17 protein-coding genes are annotated in these 13,775 nt (G+C 60.8%); 1 reads left to right on the plus strand and 16 read right to left on the minus strand.

What is annotated here, in order from left to right; translation table 11 throughout:
• Nucleotides 1-9: 9 nt before the first annotated feature.
• A complete protein-coding gene (locus CL52_RS17255) occupies nucleotides 10-498 on the minus strand; it encodes a single-stranded DNA-binding protein (protein ID WP_041110253.1) in 489 nt (162 codons plus the stop codon).
• Nucleotides 499-666: 168 nt separating this feature from the next.
• On the minus strand, nucleotides 667-2,034 hold the full coding sequence (locus tag CL52_RS17260) for an MFS transporter (RefSeq protein ID WP_043222047.1): 1,368 nt from the start codon (nucleotides 2,032-2,034) through the stop codon (nucleotides 667-669).
• A 132-nt stretch (nucleotides 2,035-2,166) separates the two neighbouring features.
• Here CL52_RS17260 and uvrA point away from each other — a divergent pair, with 132 nt between their 5' ends.
• Nucleotides 2,167-5,010, plus strand: a complete 2,844-nt coding sequence (gene uvrA / locus CL52_RS17265; RefSeq protein WP_043222049.1) for an excinuclease ABC subunit UvrA — start codon at nucleotides 2,167-2,169, stop codon at nucleotides 5,008-5,010.
• Nucleotides 5,011-5,071: 61 nt separating this feature from the next.
• Here the strand turns inward: uvrA and CL52_RS17270 are convergent, their stop codons facing one another.
• From CL52_RS17270 to rpsH, 14 genes are all read right to left on the minus strand, one after another.
• Complete coding sequence (locus CL52_RS17270) at nucleotides 5,072-6,532, minus strand: catalase (RefSeq protein ID WP_043222050.1); 1,461 nt, start codon at nucleotides 6,530-6,532, stop codon at nucleotides 5,072-5,074.
• Nucleotides 6,533-6,716: 184 nt separating this feature from the next.
• Nucleotides 6,717-7,103 (minus strand): 50S ribosomal protein L17, encoded by a 387-nt coding sequence (gene rplQ / locus CL52_RS17275; protein WP_003289185.1) that lies wholly within the window; start codon nucleotides 7,101-7,103, stop codon nucleotides 6,717-6,719.
• Between the two features lie 45 nt (nucleotides 7,104-7,148).
• Nucleotides 7,149-8,150, minus strand: a complete 1,002-nt coding sequence (locus tag CL52_RS17280) for a DNA-directed RNA polymerase subunit alpha (protein ID WP_041110249.1) — start codon at nucleotides 8,148-8,150, stop codon at nucleotides 7,149-7,151.
• Between the two features lie 22 nt (nucleotides 8,151-8,172).
• Complete coding sequence (gene rpsD, locus CL52_RS17285; RefSeq protein ID WP_041110248.1) at nucleotides 8,173-8,793, minus strand: 30S ribosomal protein S4; 621 nt, start codon at nucleotides 8,791-8,793, stop codon at nucleotides 8,173-8,175.
• Between the two features lie 18 nt (nucleotides 8,794-8,811).
• Nucleotides 8,812-9,201: a 30S ribosomal protein S11 gene (gene rpsK, locus CL52_RS17290; RefSeq protein WP_021702690.1), complete on the minus strand. Its 390-nt coding sequence runs from the start codon at nucleotides 9,199-9,201 to the stop codon at nucleotides 8,812-8,814.
• A 30-nt stretch (nucleotides 9,202-9,231) separates the two neighbouring features.
• Complete coding sequence (rpsM, locus tag CL52_RS17295) at nucleotides 9,232-9,588, minus strand: 30S ribosomal protein S13 (protein ID WP_041110247.1); 357 nt, start codon at nucleotides 9,586-9,588, stop codon at nucleotides 9,232-9,234.
• A gap of 127 nt (nucleotides 9,589-9,715) precedes the next feature.
• Nucleotides 9,716-9,832, minus strand: coding sequence for a 50S ribosomal protein L36 (rpmJ, locus tag CL52_RS20885; RefSeq protein ID WP_043217073.1), 117 nt, complete (start codon nucleotides 9,830-9,832; stop codon nucleotides 9,716-9,718).
• 30 nt (nucleotides 9,833-9,862) lie between these two features.
• Nucleotides 9,863-11,191 carry a preprotein translocase subunit SecY gene (gene secY / locus CL52_RS17300; RefSeq protein ID WP_041110246.1) on the minus strand — a complete coding sequence of 443 codons (1,329 nt, stop codon included), beginning with the start codon at nucleotides 11,189-11,191 and terminating at the stop codon, nucleotides 9,863-9,865.
• Nucleotides 11,192-11,626: a 50S ribosomal protein L15 gene (rplO, locus tag CL52_RS17305; RefSeq protein WP_041110245.1), complete on the minus strand. Its 435-nt coding sequence runs from the start codon at nucleotides 11,624-11,626 to the stop codon at nucleotides 11,192-11,194.
• Nucleotides 11,627-11,628: 2 nt separating this feature from the next.
• Nucleotides 11,629-11,808, minus strand: coding sequence for a 50S ribosomal protein L30 (rpmD, locus tag CL52_RS17310; RefSeq protein ID WP_041110244.1), 180 nt, complete (start codon nucleotides 11,806-11,808; stop codon nucleotides 11,629-11,631).
• A gap of 2 nt (nucleotides 11,809-11,810) precedes the next feature.
• A complete protein-coding gene (rpsE, locus tag CL52_RS17315) occupies nucleotides 11,811-12,311 on the minus strand; it encodes a 30S ribosomal protein S5 (RefSeq protein ID WP_041110243.1) in 501 nt (166 codons plus the stop codon).
• 3 nt (nucleotides 12,312-12,314) lie between these two features.
• Nucleotides 12,315-12,665, minus strand: coding sequence for a 50S ribosomal protein L18 (gene rplR, locus CL52_RS17320; protein ID WP_037043286.1), 351 nt, complete (start codon nucleotides 12,663-12,665; stop codon nucleotides 12,315-12,317).
• Nucleotides 12,666-12,675: 10 nt separating this feature from the next.
• Nucleotides 12,676-13,209, minus strand: coding sequence for a 50S ribosomal protein L6 (gene rplF / locus CL52_RS17325; protein ID WP_043222053.1), 534 nt, complete (start codon nucleotides 13,207-13,209; stop codon nucleotides 12,676-12,678).
• A 12-nt stretch (nucleotides 13,210-13,221) separates the two neighbouring features.
• On the minus strand, nucleotides 13,222-13,614 hold the full coding sequence (rpsH, locus tag CL52_RS17330) for a 30S ribosomal protein S8 (protein ID WP_041110241.1): 393 nt from the start codon (nucleotides 13,612-13,614) through the stop codon (nucleotides 13,222-13,224).
• Between the last annotated feature and the right edge of the window lie 161 nt (nucleotides 13,615-13,775).

Raw genomic sequence — 13,775 nt, forward strand, 5'->3', positions numbered from 1 at the left:
CAAGCAGACCTAGAACGGGATGTCATCATCGAAGCTGTCATAGTCCGGCGCAGGCTGCGGAGCTGCCTGGCGCTGCGGCTGGGCCTGCTGGCGCGGAGCCTGCTGGGGCTCACGCTGCGGCCGCGGCTGACGCGGCGCGTCGTCGGAGGAGCCGCCGCGGCTGCCGAGCAACTGCATGGTGCCGTTCATGTCCACCACGATTTCGGTGGTGTAGCGCTTGACGCCGTCCTTTTCCCATTCACGGGTCTGCAGGCGGCCCTCGATGTAGCACTGCGAACCCTTGCGCAGGTACTCGCCGGCGATCTCGGCGACCTTGCCGAACAGCACGACACGGTGCCATTCGGTGCGTTCCTGGAGCTGGCCGGTCTGCTTGTCCTTCCAGCTGTCGGTGGTTGCAAGCGTGATGTTGGTCACCGCGTTGCCATTGGGCAGATAGCGGGTCTCGGGATCACCGCCCACGTTGCCGATCAAGATGACCTTATTCACCCCTCTGGCCATGGGTAACTCCTTCGGAAAAGAAATGTTTCAAGGGGCCCCAACGCATTCCGCCCGGGCGGCGGAACAGAGACCAGTGATCGCGAATGTTACCTTACCGCCCTGCCCCGGCCAACCAAGGAGCCGGAAGCAGCCAGCATTCCGGCCACTCCGTTCGATGTCGACGATGCCTCAGGCGACCAGCCGCTCGAGCGCCTGGCGGTCGACCTGCTGGCTGTCCACCTTGACGTAGGCCGCCGCCTCGTCGGCAACGATGAGCACATCGGCGACACCCTGCAGCGCCAGGAGCCGGGCCTCGAGCTCGCTGTCGGTCAGCGCCCGCTCGGACAACGGCAACCGCAGGCTGGTCACGTAAGGCGGCTCGCGCATGCCCAGCGCGACCGCCAGCCAGAGCGCACAGAGCACTGCACAACCGATGAACACCGTGCTCAGCCCGCCATGCTGGTAGAACCAGCCGCCGAGCACGCCCCCCAGCCCAGCGCCGAGGAACTGGCTGGTCGAATACACGCCCATCGCCGTGCCCTTGCCCCCCGCCGGGGCGACCTTGCTGATCAGCGATGGCAAGGATGCCTCGAGCAGGTTGAACGCGATGAAGAAGGCGACCATTCCGGCAACCAGCGTCCACAGCCGGTCGCCGAACAGCCAGAAGAACAGTTCGCACAGCAGCAGGCCGGCCACCGCCCCCAGCACGACACGCCGCATGCGGCGCTTCTTTTCGCCATAGATGATGAACGGCACCATGCCGAAGAAACCGACCAGCAACGCCGTCAGATAGACCCACCAATGCTGCTCACGGGGCAGGCCGCCCTGCTCCACCAGCGCCAATGGCAGGGCGACGAAGCTGGCCATCAGCACGGCATGCAGGGCGAGAATGGCGAAATCCAGCCGCAGCAGCTCCGGGTGCCGCAGCGTGGCGCCCAAGGCCTGGCGGGCGACGCCCGATTCGCGATGGCGAATGTGCGCCTGCGGGCGCGGCAGAAAGACAACGATCAGCGCGCCGAGCACCGCCAGCGCCGCCGTGGTCCAGAACAGTCCGGAGAGACCGAACGCCCGGGTCAGCAGCGGGCCGATGACCATCGCCACGGCGAATGACAGGCCGATGCTCATGCCGATCATGGCCATCGCCTTCGTACGATGCTGTTCACGGGTGAGATCCGACAGCAGCGCCATTACCGCTGCGGAGATCGCGCCAGCCCCCTGCAGCACACGCCCGAGGATGACGCCACCGATGCTGTCGGACATAGCCGCGACGGCCGCACCGACGGCGAATATCAGCAGGCCGAAGTAGATGATCGGCAGGCGCCCGATGCGGTCTGAAAGCACGCCGAACGGAATTTGCAGCACCGCCTGGGTCAAACCATAGGCACCGATGGCAAAACCGATGAGGGCGGGCGTGGCATCCTTGAGCTCCATGCCGTAGGTCGCCAGGACCGGCAACACCATGAACATGCCGAGCATACGGAACGCGAACACCAGCGCGAGGCCGACGGCAGCACGGGTTTCGCTGGCGCTCATGCGCTCGCTGTACGGATCCGGCATGGGAAAGTATCTCGCTAGTTGAACCGGCGGCGATTCTAGCAGCCATCCCCGACTCGTCACAGGCGCGCGCTTTGCCGCGCCTTTCGTCTCGGCCTTATACTTTCGGGCTTTCGCCCGCCATGCGAGGCTGTTTTGGACAAGATCCTGATTCGTGGGGCGCGCACCCACAACCTGAAGAACATCGACCTGACCCTGCCGCGTGACAAGCTGATCGTGATCACCGGCCTGTCAGGCTCGGGCAAATCATCGCTCGCCTTCGACACGCTCTACGCCGAGGGGCAGCGCCGTTACGTCGAATCGCTGTCGGCCTACGCTCGTCAGTTCCTGTCGATGATGGAGAAGCCCGACGTCGACACTATCGAAGGGCTGTCGCCGGCGATTTCCATCGAGCAAAAGTCCACCTCGCACAACCCCCGCTCGACGGTTGGCACCATCACCGAGATATACGATTACCTGCGTTTGCTCTATGCACGGGTGGGCACGCCACGCTGTCCGGATCATGACATTCCGCTCGAAGCCCAGACCGTGAGCCAGATGGTCGACCAGGTTCTGGCATTGCCGGAGGGACGCAAGCTGATGCTGCTCGCGCCGGTGATCCGTGAGCGCAAGGGAGAGCATCTCGCCGTATTCGACGAGCTACGTGCGCAAGGCTTCGTAAGGGCGCGGGTCAATGGCAAGCTCCATGAACTGGACGAACTGCCCAAGCTCGACAAGCAGAAGAAGCACACCATCGAGGTCGTGGTCGATCGCTTCAAGGTGCGCGCCGACCTGCAGCAGCGCCTGGCCGAATCCTTCGAGACGGCGTTGAAGCTGGCCGACGGCATCGCCCTGGTCGCCTCGATGGAAGACGATGGCGCCGAAGACCTGATCTTCTCCGCCCGCTTCGCCTGCCCGATCTGTGGTCACTCGATCAGCGAGCTCGAGCCCAAGCTGTTCTCCTTCAACAACCCGGCCGGCGCCTGCCCGACCTGTGATGGTTTGGGCGTCAAGCAGTTCTTCGACGCCAAGCGTCTGGTCAACGGCGAGCTGACGCTGGCCGAAGGCGCGATCCGTGGTTGGGACAGGCGCAACGTCTATTACTTCCAGATGCTCGGCTCGCTCGCCTCGCATTATGGCTTCAGCCTGGACGAGCCCTTCGACTCGCTGCCGGCCGAACATCAGAAGGTCGTGCTACGCGGCAGCGGTCGGGAGAACGTCGAATTCCGCTACCTGAACGACCGGGGCGACATCGTTCGCCGCTCACACCCCTTCGAGGGCATCCTGCCGAACCTCGAGCGACGCTATCGCGAAACCGAGTCCAACTCGGTCCGCGAAGAGCTGGCCAAGTACCTCAGCACCCAGCCTTGTCCAGACTGCCGGGGCACGCGGCTGCGCCGTGAAGCCAGGCATGTCTGGGTCGGCGACAAGACACTGCCGGCAGTCACCGCGCTGCCGGTCGGCGACGCGTGCGATTACTTCGGCACCCTTTCGCTCAGTGGGCGCCGCGGCGAAATCGCCGACAAGATTCTCAAGGAGATACGCGAGCGCCTGCAATTCCTGGTCAATGTCGGCCTCGACTACCTGACCCTGGATCGTAGCGCCGACACGCTGTCCGGCGGTGAAGCCCAGCGCATCCGCCTGGCCAGCCAGATCGGCGCCGGCCTGGTAGGCGTGATGTACATTCTCGACGAACCGTCCATCGGGCTGCACCAGCGCGACAACGAACGCCTGCTCGGCACGCTCACCCATCTGCGAAACCTTGGCAACACGGTCATCGTCGTCGAACACGATGAGGATGCCATTCGACTCGCCGACTACGTCGTCGACATCGGCCCCGGAGCCGGCGTTCACGGCGGAAGGGTCGTCGCCCAGGGCACGCCAGCCGAGGTGATGAACCATCCGGATTCGTTGACCGGCAAGTATCTCTCCGGCCGCGAACACATCCGCTACCCCGCTGAGCGTACGCCACGCGACGCCAAGCGCCTGCTCAAGCTCAAGGGCGCGCGAGGCAACAACCTGCAGGGGGTCGACCTGGAGATTCCGGTCGGCCTGCTGACCTGCATTACCGGTGTTTCCGGTTCCGGCAAATCGACACTGATCAACAACACGCTCTTTCCGATCGCCGCCAGCGCGCTGAATGGCGCAACCACACTGGAAGTCGCCCCCTACGACAGCTTCGATGGCCTGCAGCACCTGGACAAGGTCGTCGATATCGACCAGAGCCCGATCGGCCGCACGCCGCGCTCCAATCCTGCGACCTACACCGGCCTGTTCACGCCGATCCGTGAACTGTTTGCCGGCGTGCCGGAGGCCCGCGCACGCGGCTACGGTCCTGGCCGTTTTTCCTTCAACGTCAAGGGCGGACGCTGCGAAGCCTGCCAGGGCGACGGCGTGATCAAGGTGGAGATGCATTTCCTGCCCGACATCTACGTGCCATGCGATGTCTGCAAGGGCAAGCGCTACAACCGCGAAACCCTGGAGGTGAAGTACAAGGGCAAGAGCATCACCGAGGTGCTCGACATGACCATCGAGGAAGCGCGCGAGTTCTTCGATGCGGTACCGGCGGTGGCGCGCAAGCTGCAGACGCTGATCGATGTCGGCCTGTCGTACATCAAGCTCGGCCAGAGCGCGACAACGTTGTCCGGCGGCGAGGCGCAGCGGGTCAAGCTGTCACGCGAGCTATCCAAGCGCGATACCGGTAAGACCCTCTACATTCTCGACGAGCCGACCACCGGCCTGCATTTCGCCGACATCCAGCAGCTGCTCGATGTGCTGCACCGTCTGCGCGATCATGGCAATACCGTGGTCGTCATCGAGCACAACCTGGACGTGATCAAGACTGCGGACTGGCTGGTCGACCTCGGCCCCGAAGGCGGCTCCAAGGGCGGGCAGATCATCGCCAACGGCACTCCGAAGGATGTCGCGGCGATGCCGCAGTCGCATACCGGACACTTCCTCAAACCGCTACTGGAGCGCGATCGGGCACGCACCCGATAACGCGGCTCGGCGCATAAAAAAGCCCGCAGCACGCTGCGGGCTTTTTTTGTTCCTCAGCGTCTTAGGCCAGCGCCTCCGCCAGCGGCAGGTCAACGGCCTTGGCGATACCCGCACCATAGGCCGGATCGGCCAGGTAGCAGTGCTTGATGTGGCGCAGCTTGATATGCCGCTCCACGCCCTGCATCGCCCGGGCGGTGTTATCGAACAGACGCTGCTGCTCGTCGGCCTTCATCAGTCGGAACAGATCACCCGGCTGCGTGAAGTAATCGGCGTCGTCCGCACGGTAGTCGTAGCGATCGGCTGCCCCGCCGAGCGCCAGTGGCGGCTCGCTGAAGTCCGGTTGCTGCTGCCATTCGCCGTAGGTGTTGGGCTCGTAGTGCAGGCGGCCACCGTGGTTGCCATCTACCCGCATCGCGCCATCCCGGTGATAACTGTGCACGGGGCAGCGCGGCGCATTAACCGGAATCTGGTGATGGTTGACGCCCAGTCGGTAACGCTGCGCATCACCGTAGGAGAACAGGCGGCCCTGCAGCATGCGATCCGGCGAGAAACTGATGCCGGGCACCACATTGGCCGGAGTGAATGCCGCCTGCTCGACGTCCTGGAAATAGTTGTCCGGATTGCGGTTGAGCTCGTAGTAGCCGACCTCGATCAGCGGATAGTCCTTCTTCGACCAGACCTTGGTCAGATCGAACGGATGGAACCGATAAGACACAGCTTCGGCTTCCGGCATGATCTGCACGTACATGGTCCAGCGCGGATATTCGCCCCGCTCGATCGCCTCGAACAGATCACGCTGCGAACTTTCGCGATCATTGGCGACAATTGCCGCAGCCTCGGCGTCGGTCAGATTCTTGATGCCCTGCTGGGTCTTGAAGTGGAACTTGACCCAGTAGCGCTGATTGTCGGCGCTGATGAAGCTGTAGGTGTGCGAACCGAAGCCGTGCATGTGCCGATAGGACGCCGGAATACCGCGATCGCCCATGACGTATGTGATCTGATGCAGTGCCTCGGGCAGGCCCGTCCAGAAATCCCAGTTATTGTTCGCACTGCGCATGTTGGTGCGCGGGTCACGCTTGACCGCATGGTTGAGGTCGGGGAATTTCAGCGGATCGCGGAAGAAAAACACCGGGGTGTTGTTGCCCACCATGTCCCAGTTGCCCTGCTCGGTGTAGAACTTCAGCGCGTAACCGCGGATATCCCGCTCGGCATCAGCCGCGCCACGCTCACCGGCCACAGTGGAGAACCGGGCAAACAACGGTGTGCGCTTACCAACCTCCGAGAAGATTGCCGCCTTGGTGTAGCGAGTAATGTCGTGAGTCACGACGAACTCGCCGAAGGCACCCGAGCCCTTGGCGTGCATTCGCCGCTCGGGAATCACTTCGCGATCGAAGTGAGCGAGCTTTTCGAGGAACCAGACATCCTGCAGAAGCATTGGCCCGCGGCGCCCGGCGGTAAGCGAATTCTGGTTATCCCATACAGGGGCACCGGCAACGGTCGTTAATTTGGGTTTATCGGTCATGGCTGCATCTCCTTGGCGGATTTCAAACATCCAGAAGCGGTATGGCACCGGCTGGTTAAGATCCATCATAGGGAACCAGCGAAACGTCGACTAATGATGACGGTCAACGCGTTCGATAGAGCAAATCTTTCAAGCATAAAAAAACCGAGTCCAAGGACTCGGTTTTTCTGATAACGCCGAAGCGTTACTCGGCGGCTTCAACCTCACCGGCGACCGGACGGTCAACCAGTTCGACGTAAGCCATCGGAGCGTTGTCGCCAGCGCGGAACCCGCACTTGAGGATACGCAGATAGCCGCCCTGACGGGTGGCGTAACGCTTGCCCAGATCGTTGAACAGCTTGCCTACAGCAGCCTTCGAACGAGTGCGATCGAAAGCCAGACGACGGTTGGCGACGCTGTCTTCCTTGGCCAGGGTGATCAGCGGCTCAGCAACGCGGCGCAGTTCCTTGGCTTTCGGCAGGGTGGTCTTGATCAGTTCGTGCTCGAACAGCGACACCGCCATGTTCTGGAACATGGCCTTGCGGTGGGCGCTGGTGCGGCTCAGGTGACGGCCACTTTTACGATGACGCATGATTGAAATTCCTTACCAAACGTTCAGTTCGGTTACTGGGGACGATCAGGCAGTGGCCTTATCGTCCTTCTTGAGACTTGCCGGCGGCCAGTTGTCCAGGCGCATACCGAGAGACAAACCACGCGAAGCCAGAACGTCCTTGATCTCGGTCAGGGACTTCTTGCCCAGGTTCGGCGTTTTCAACAGCTCTACTTCGGTGCGCTGAATCAGGTCACCGATGTAGTAGATGTTCTCCGCCTTCAGGCAGTTGGCCGAACGTACGGTCAGTTCCAGGTCGTCAACCGGACGCAACAGGATCGGATCGATCTCGTCTTCCTGCTCAACAACCACCGGCTCGCTGTCGCCCTTCAGGTCGACGAACGCAGCCAGCTGCTGCTGCAGGATGGTCGCCGCACGACGGATCGCCTCTTCGGGATCCAGCGTGCCGTTGGTTTCCAGGTCAATGACCAGCTTGTCCAGGTTGGTGCGCTGCTCGACGCGCGCGTTCTCGACCACATAAGCCACGCGACGCACCGGACTGAAGGTCGCATCGAGCTGCAGACGGCCGATGCTACGGCTTTCGTCCTCATCGCTCTGACGTGCGTCAGCCGGCTCATAACCACGGCCGCGGACGACCTTGAGCTTCATGTTGATCGAGCCGTTAGCCGCCAGGTTGGCGATCAGGTGATCGCCATTGACGATTTCGACATCGTGATCCAGCTGGATATCGGCAGCGGTCACAGCGCCCGGGCCCTTCTTCACCAGGCTCAAGGTCACTTCATCACGGCCGTGCAGCTTGATGGCGATACCTTTGAGGTTGAGCAGGATCTCGATGACGTCTTCCTGCACGCCCTCGATCGCGCTGTACTCGTGGAGCACACCGTCGATCTCCGCCTCGACTACCGCGCAGCCAGGCATGGAGGACAACAGGATACGACGCAGCGCGTTGCCCAGGGTGTGGCCAAAACCACGCTCGAGGGGCTCGAGAGTGATCTTGGCGCGGGTCGGACTGACCACCTGCACATCGATATGGCGGGGGGTCAGGAACTCATTTACCGAACTCTGCATGGATACACCTATTTTCTAGCCCTTACTTGGAGTAGAGCTCGACAATGAGGTTTTCGTTAATGTCGGCGGACAGATCGCTGCGGGCCGGAACATTCTTGAAAACACCGCTCTTCTTGTCGGCATCCACTTCCACCCACTCGACGCGGCCACGCTGAGCGCACAGCTCGAGCGCCTGAGCGATACGCAGCTGGTTGCGGCACTTCTCACGAACAGCCACCACGTCACCGGCCTTGACCTGGAACGAAGGGATGTTGACGGTCTTGCCGTTTACGGTAATGGACTTGTGCGAAACGAGCTGACGCGACTCGGCACGAGTCGAACCAAAGCCCATGCGATAGACGACGTTGTCCAGACGGCACTCGAGCAGTTGCAGCAGGTTCTCACCGGTCGCGCCCTTACGACGGGCAGCTTCCTTGTAGTAACCACTGAACTGACGCTCGAGCACACCGTAGATACGGCGAACTTTCTGCTTCTCACGCAGCTGGGTGCCGTAATCCGACAGACGGCCACGACGCTGACCATGTACGCCAGGCGGGGTCTCGATGTTGCACTTGGATTCGAGGGCACGCGCACCGCTCTTCAGGAAAAGGTCTGTACCTTCACGACGAGACAGTTTGCACTTGGGACCAATATAACGAGCCATTCTTCACTGTCTCCTGAATTACACGCGGCGCTTCTTCGGCGGACGGCAACCGTTGTGCGGGATCGGCGTCACATCGGTAATGCTTGCGATCTTGTAACCGCAGGCGTTCAGAGCACGCACGGCGGATTCGCGACCCGGACCTGGACCCTTGACGTTCACGTCGAGGTTCTTCAGGCCGTATTCCAGAGCAGCCTGACCGGCACGCTCGGCAGCCACCTGGGCGGCGAACGGAGTGCTCTTACGGGAACCACGGAAGCCGGAGCCACCGGAGGTAGCCCAGGACAGCGCATTACCCTGACGATCAGTGATGGTCACGATAGTGTTATTGAAAGACGCGTGGATATGGGCAATCCCATCGACCACTGTCTTTTTGACTTTCTTACGAGTACGAGCAGCAGGCTTAGCCATGACTTAATTCCTGTCGATTCGCGGGCGCAATTACTTGCGGATCGGCTTACGCGGGCCCTTACGGGTGCGCGCGTTGGTCTTGGTGCGCTGACCGCGGACCGGCAGCCCACGGCGATGACGCAGACCGCGGTAGCAGCCCAGGTCCATCAGACGCTTGATTTTCATGTTGACTTCGCGACGCAGGTCACCTTCAGTGGTGAGCTTCGCGACTTCGCCACGCAGCTGCTCGATCTGCTCGTCGGAGAGATCTTTGATCTTTGCCGCCGGATTGACGCCGGTGGCAGCGCAGATGTTCTGCGCCTGGGTGCGACCAACACCGTAGATGTAGGTCAGCGAGATAACAGTGTGCTTGTTATCCGGAATGTTGACGCCTGCAATACGGGCCATTCAGTGAAACTCCAATTGACAGCTACCCACGCCCCGGAAGCCAAGAAAAGGGCGCGAGATATTATCGCTGTAGAAACAAATATTCAACCCGGCAGCGCACTAGCTGCCGGGCGTCACACCTTCACACTCAGCCTTGGCGCTGCTTGTGACGGGGCTCTGCGCTGCAAATCACTCGCACGACGCCGTCGCGACGGATGACCTTGCAGTTACGGCACAGCTTTTTGACCGATGCACGAACTTTCATCAACCAACTCCTCGAACCTTACGAACCACTTCAGCGGAGCATGCCGCCGCCGTAGCCCTTCAGGTTGGCTTTCTTCATCAGGGAATCGTACTGGTGCGACATGAGGTGAGATTGCACCTGGGCCATGAAGTCCATGACAACCACCACCACGATCAGCAACGAGGTCCCGCCAAGGTAGAACGGCACGTTGGCTGCGACCACGAGAAACTGAGGCAGCAGACAGACAGCCGTCATGTACAGGGCGCCGAACAGGGTGAGCCGAGTCAACACGCCATCGATGTAGCGCGCCGATTGCTCGCCCGGACGAATCCCCGGGATAAACGCACCGGACTTCTTAAGGTTCTCCGCTACGTCCTTCGGGTTGAACATCAACGCCGTGTAGAAATAGCAGAAGAAAATGATACCGGCACTGAACAGCAGGATATTGAGCGGCTGACCGGGCGCAATCGCTTGCGACAAATCAGCGAGCCAGCCCATATTCTCGGACTGCCCGAACCACTGCCCCAAGGACGCCGGAAAGAGCAAAATACTGCTGGCGAAGATCGCAGGAATTACACCGGCCATGTTCACCTTCAACGGCAGATGGCTGGTCTGCGCTGCGAAGACCTTACGCCCCTGCTGACGCTTGGCGTAATGCACCGCGATGCGACGCTGCCCCCGCTCGATGAAGACGACGAAGCCGATGATCGCAACCGCCAGCAAGCCCACAGCGAGCAGCGCGATGATATTGATATCACCCTGCCGCGCAGACTCGAAGGACTGGCCAAGCGCACCCGGAATACCGGCAACGATCCCCGCGAAGATCAACATCGAGATGCCATTACCGATGCCGCGCTCGGTGATCTGCTCACCCAACCACATCATGAACATGGCACCCGCGACGAAGGTCGTCACGGCCACGAAGTAGAAGCCAAAGTCGCTACTGAATGCGACGCCCTGCCCCGCCAGGCCAACGGACATACCGACAGCCTGGACGATGGCGAGCGCCAGCGTACCGTAACGAGTGTATTGGCTGATCTTGCGACGACCGGCCTCGCCCTCTTTCTTCAACTGCTCCAGCTGCGGGCTGACGGCAGTCATCAGCTGCATGATGATCGATGCCGAAATGTACGGCATGATCCCCAGCGCGAAGATGCTCATCCGCTCCAGCGCACCGCCGGAGAACATGTTGAACAGACTAAGAATGGTCCCCTCGTTCTGGCGGAACAACTCGGCGAGCCTATCCGGATTGATCCCCGGAACCGGAATATGCGCCCCAATCCTGTAGACAACAATCGCCAGGAACAGGAAGCGCAAACGAGCCCAGAGTTCAGACAACCCGCCATTTGCCAGCGCGGAGAGAGCACCTTGCTTAGCCATTTAGTCCTCGAACTTACCGCCAGCTGCTTCAATCGCCGCACGCGCACCCTTGGTGGCTGCGATGCCCTTCAAGGTCAGCGCACGCCCAACCTCACCGGACAGCATGACTTTCACACGCTGCACGTTTTGGTTGATGACGTTGGCATCCTTAAGGCTCTGGAGAGTAACGACGTCACCCTCGACCTTGGCCAGCTCGGCGGTACGCACCTCAGCGCGATCCATAGCCTTGAGCGAGACAAAGCCGAACTTCGGCAGACGACGATGCAGCGGCTGCTGACCACCCTCGAAGCCAGGGGCAATCGAGCCACCGGAGCGAGAGGTCTGACCCTTGTGGCCACGGCCACCGGTTTTGCCGAGCCCGCTGCCGATACCACGGCCCGGACGCAGCTTTTCGCGACGGGCACCCGGCGCGGAACGCAGATCGTTCAGTTGCATGATTAACCCTCCACGCGGAGAAGGTAATAGGCCTTGTTGATCATGCCGCGATTCTCAGGCGTATCCTGGACCTCGACGGTATGACCAATGCGACGCAGGCCGAGACCCTTGACGCATGCCTTGTGATTAGCCAGACGGCCGTTCACGCTCTTGACCAGCGTGACTTTGACGGTGTTAGCCATGGTTAGAGAATCTCCTCGACGCTCTTGCCACGCTTGGCAGCAACAGACTCAGGCGACTGCATAGCCTTCAAACCCTTGAACGTGGCATGAACCACGTTGACCGGATTGGTCGAGCCATAGCACTTGGCCAGAACGTTCTGGACACCGGCAACTTCCAGCAGTGCGCGCATCGCGCCGCCAGCGATCACGCCGGTACCCTCGGAAGCAGGCTGCATGTAGACGCGCGAGGCGCCATGCACGGCCTTGGCCGGATACTGCAGGGTAGTCCCGTTCAACTCGACCTGAATCATGTTGCGACGGGCAGCTTCCATGGCCTTCTGGATGGCGGCGGGGACTTCGCGGGACTTGCCACGACCGAAACCAACGCGACCCTTGCCATCACCTACTACGGTCAACGCGGTAAAGGTGAAGATTCGACCACCCTTTACGGTTTTAGCGACGCGGTTAACCTGAACCAGCTTCTCAATGTAGCCTTCGTCGCGCTTTTGCTCGTTATTCGCCATAACTTAGAACTCCAGCCCGCCTTCACGAGCAGCATCAGCCAGTGCCTTCACACGACCGTGGTACTTGAAGCCAGAACGGTCGAACGCCACCTGAGTGACGCCTGCGGCCTTCGCACGCTCCGCGACCAGCTGACCAACTTTCTTGGCCGCCTCGACGTTGCCAGTGGCACCGTCGCGCAACTCCTTGTCCAAGGTCGAAGCGCTGGCCAGGACCTTGCCGCCGTCGGCCGAGAGGACCTGGGCGTAGATGTGCTGGGAAGACCGGTACACGCAAAGGCGTACGGTTTCCAGCTCGCGCATCTTCAGACGTGCCTTGCGAGCACGACGCAGACGAGTTTCTTTCTTTACGCTCATTTGCTATGCCCTACTTCTTCTTAGCTTCTTTACGACGGACAACCTCATCCGCGTAACGTACGCCCTTGCCCTTGTACGGCTCAGGACGACGGAAGTCGCGAATTTCGGCAGCCACCTGACCGACCAGCTGCTTGTCGATACCCTTGATCAGAATATCGGTCTGGCTGGGAGTCTCAGCGGTTACGCCCTGCGGAAGCTCATAATCGATCGGATGAGAGAAACCAAGAGCCAAAGAGAGCACCTGGCCTTTCGCCTGCGCCTTGTAACCGACACCGACCAGCTGAAGCTTACGCTCGAAGCCCTGACTGACGCCGATCACCATGTTATTGACCAGAGCACGCGTGGTGCCGGCCATGGCGCGAGTCTGCTGATCGCCGTTACGGGCTGCAAAGCGCAGCTCCCCGGACTCCTGCAGCACCTCAACAGAAGGGTGGACATTCAGATCCAGAGCGCCCTTGGCACCCTTGACCGACAACTGCTGACCGGCGAGCTTGATCTCTACACCAGCGGGCACCTTGACGGGGTTTTTAGCAACACGAGACATGCTTTATCCCCCTTAGAACACGGTGCAGAGCACTTCGCCACCAACACCGGCAGCGCGGGCAGCACGATCAGTCATCACACCTTTATTGGTGGAAACGATCGATACACCCAGACCACCACGCACTTTCGGCAGCTGATCGACGGACTTGTACTGGCGAAGGCCAGGACGGCTTACACGCTTGAGCTCCTCGATGACCGGGCGGCCTTCGAAATACTTAAGCTCGATGGTCAGCTGCGGCTTAACATCGCTGCTGACTTGGTATCCTGCGATATAGCCTTCGCCCTGAAGAACATTGGCTACAGCCACCTTCAGTTTGGAAGACGGCATGCTTACGACGGACTTTTCGGCCATCTGGGCATTACGGATACGAGTTAGCATGTCCGCTAACGGGTCCTGCATACTCATGGGCTCTTAGCTCCTAAAACAAAAAAATAAGCCTGACGGCTCGCTTCGCAGAGCACTCACGCAAAATGCGAGGCTCAGGCGAGCCGGGCATTCTAGAGACTGCTCAGAAATGAATCAAGCCCCAGAAGGGGCTTGATCGACTACTGGACAGGCCGGAACGA

The sequence above is a fragment of the Stutzerimonas balearica DSM 6083 genome, from assembly GCF_000818015.1.
Taxonomy (GTDB): domain Bacteria; phylum Pseudomonadota; class Gammaproteobacteria; order Pseudomonadales; family Pseudomonadaceae; genus Stutzerimonas; species Stutzerimonas balearica.

Bases quoted from the DNA above. Each gene is read 5' to 3' on its own strand.
- CL52_RS17255 (WP_041110253.1), bottom strand. From the start codon at position 498: ATGGCCAGAGGGGTGAATAAGGTCATCTTGATCGGCAACGTGGGCGGT.
- CL52_RS17260 (WP_043222047.1), bottom strand. From the start codon at position 2,034: ATGCCGGATCCGTACAGCGAGCGCATGAGCGCCAGCGAAACCCGTGCT.
- CL52_RS17270 (WP_043222050.1), bottom strand. From the start codon at position 6,532: ATGACCGATAAACCCAAATTAACGACCGTTGCCGGTGCCCCTGTATGG.
- rplQ (WP_003289185.1), bottom strand. From the start codon at position 7,103: ATGCGTCATCGTAAAAGTGGCCGTCACCTGAGCCGCACCAGCGCCCAC.
- CL52_RS17280 (WP_041110249.1), bottom strand. From the start codon at position 8,150: ATGCAGAGTTCGGTAAATGAGTTCCTGACCCCCCGCCATATCGATGTG.
- rpsD (WP_041110248.1), bottom strand. From the start codon at position 8,793: ATGGCTCGTTATATTGGTCCCAAGTGCAAACTGTCTCGTCGTGAAGGT.
- rpsK (WP_021702690.1), bottom strand. From the start codon at position 9,201: ATGGCTAAGCCTGCTGCTCGTACTCGTAAGAAAGTCAAAAAGACAGTG.
- rpsM (WP_041110247.1), bottom strand. From the start codon at position 9,588: ATGGCCCGTATTGCAGGCGTCAACATTCCGGATAACAAGCACACTGTT.
- rpmJ (WP_043217073.1), bottom strand. From the start codon at position 9,832: ATGAAAGTTCGTGCATCGGTCAAAAAGCTGTGCCGTAACTGCAAGGTC.
- secY (WP_041110246.1), bottom strand. From the start codon at position 11,191: ATGGCTAAGCAAGGTGCTCTCTCCGCGCTGGCAAATGGCGGGTTGTCT.
- rplO (WP_041110245.1), bottom strand. From the start codon at position 11,626: ATGCAACTGAACGATCTGCGTTCCGCGCCGGGTGCCCGTCGCGAAAAG.
- rpmD (WP_041110244.1), bottom strand. From the start codon at position 11,808: ATGGCTAACACCGTCAAAGTCACGCTGGTCAAGAGCGTGAACGGCCGT.
- rpsE (WP_041110243.1), bottom strand. From the start codon at position 12,311: ATGGCGAATAACGAGCAAAAGCGCGACGAAGGCTACATTGAGAAGCTG.
- rplR (WP_037043286.1), bottom strand. From the start codon at position 12,665: ATGAGCGTAAAGAAAGAAACTCGTCTGCGTCGTGCTCGCAAGGCACGT.
- rplF (WP_043222053.1), bottom strand. From the start codon at position 13,209: ATGTCTCGTGTTGCTAAAAACCCCGTCAAGGTGCCCGCTGGTGTAGAG.
- rpsH (WP_041110241.1), bottom strand. From the start codon at position 13,614: ATGAGTATGCAGGACCCGTTAGCGGACATGCTAACTCGTATCCGTAAT.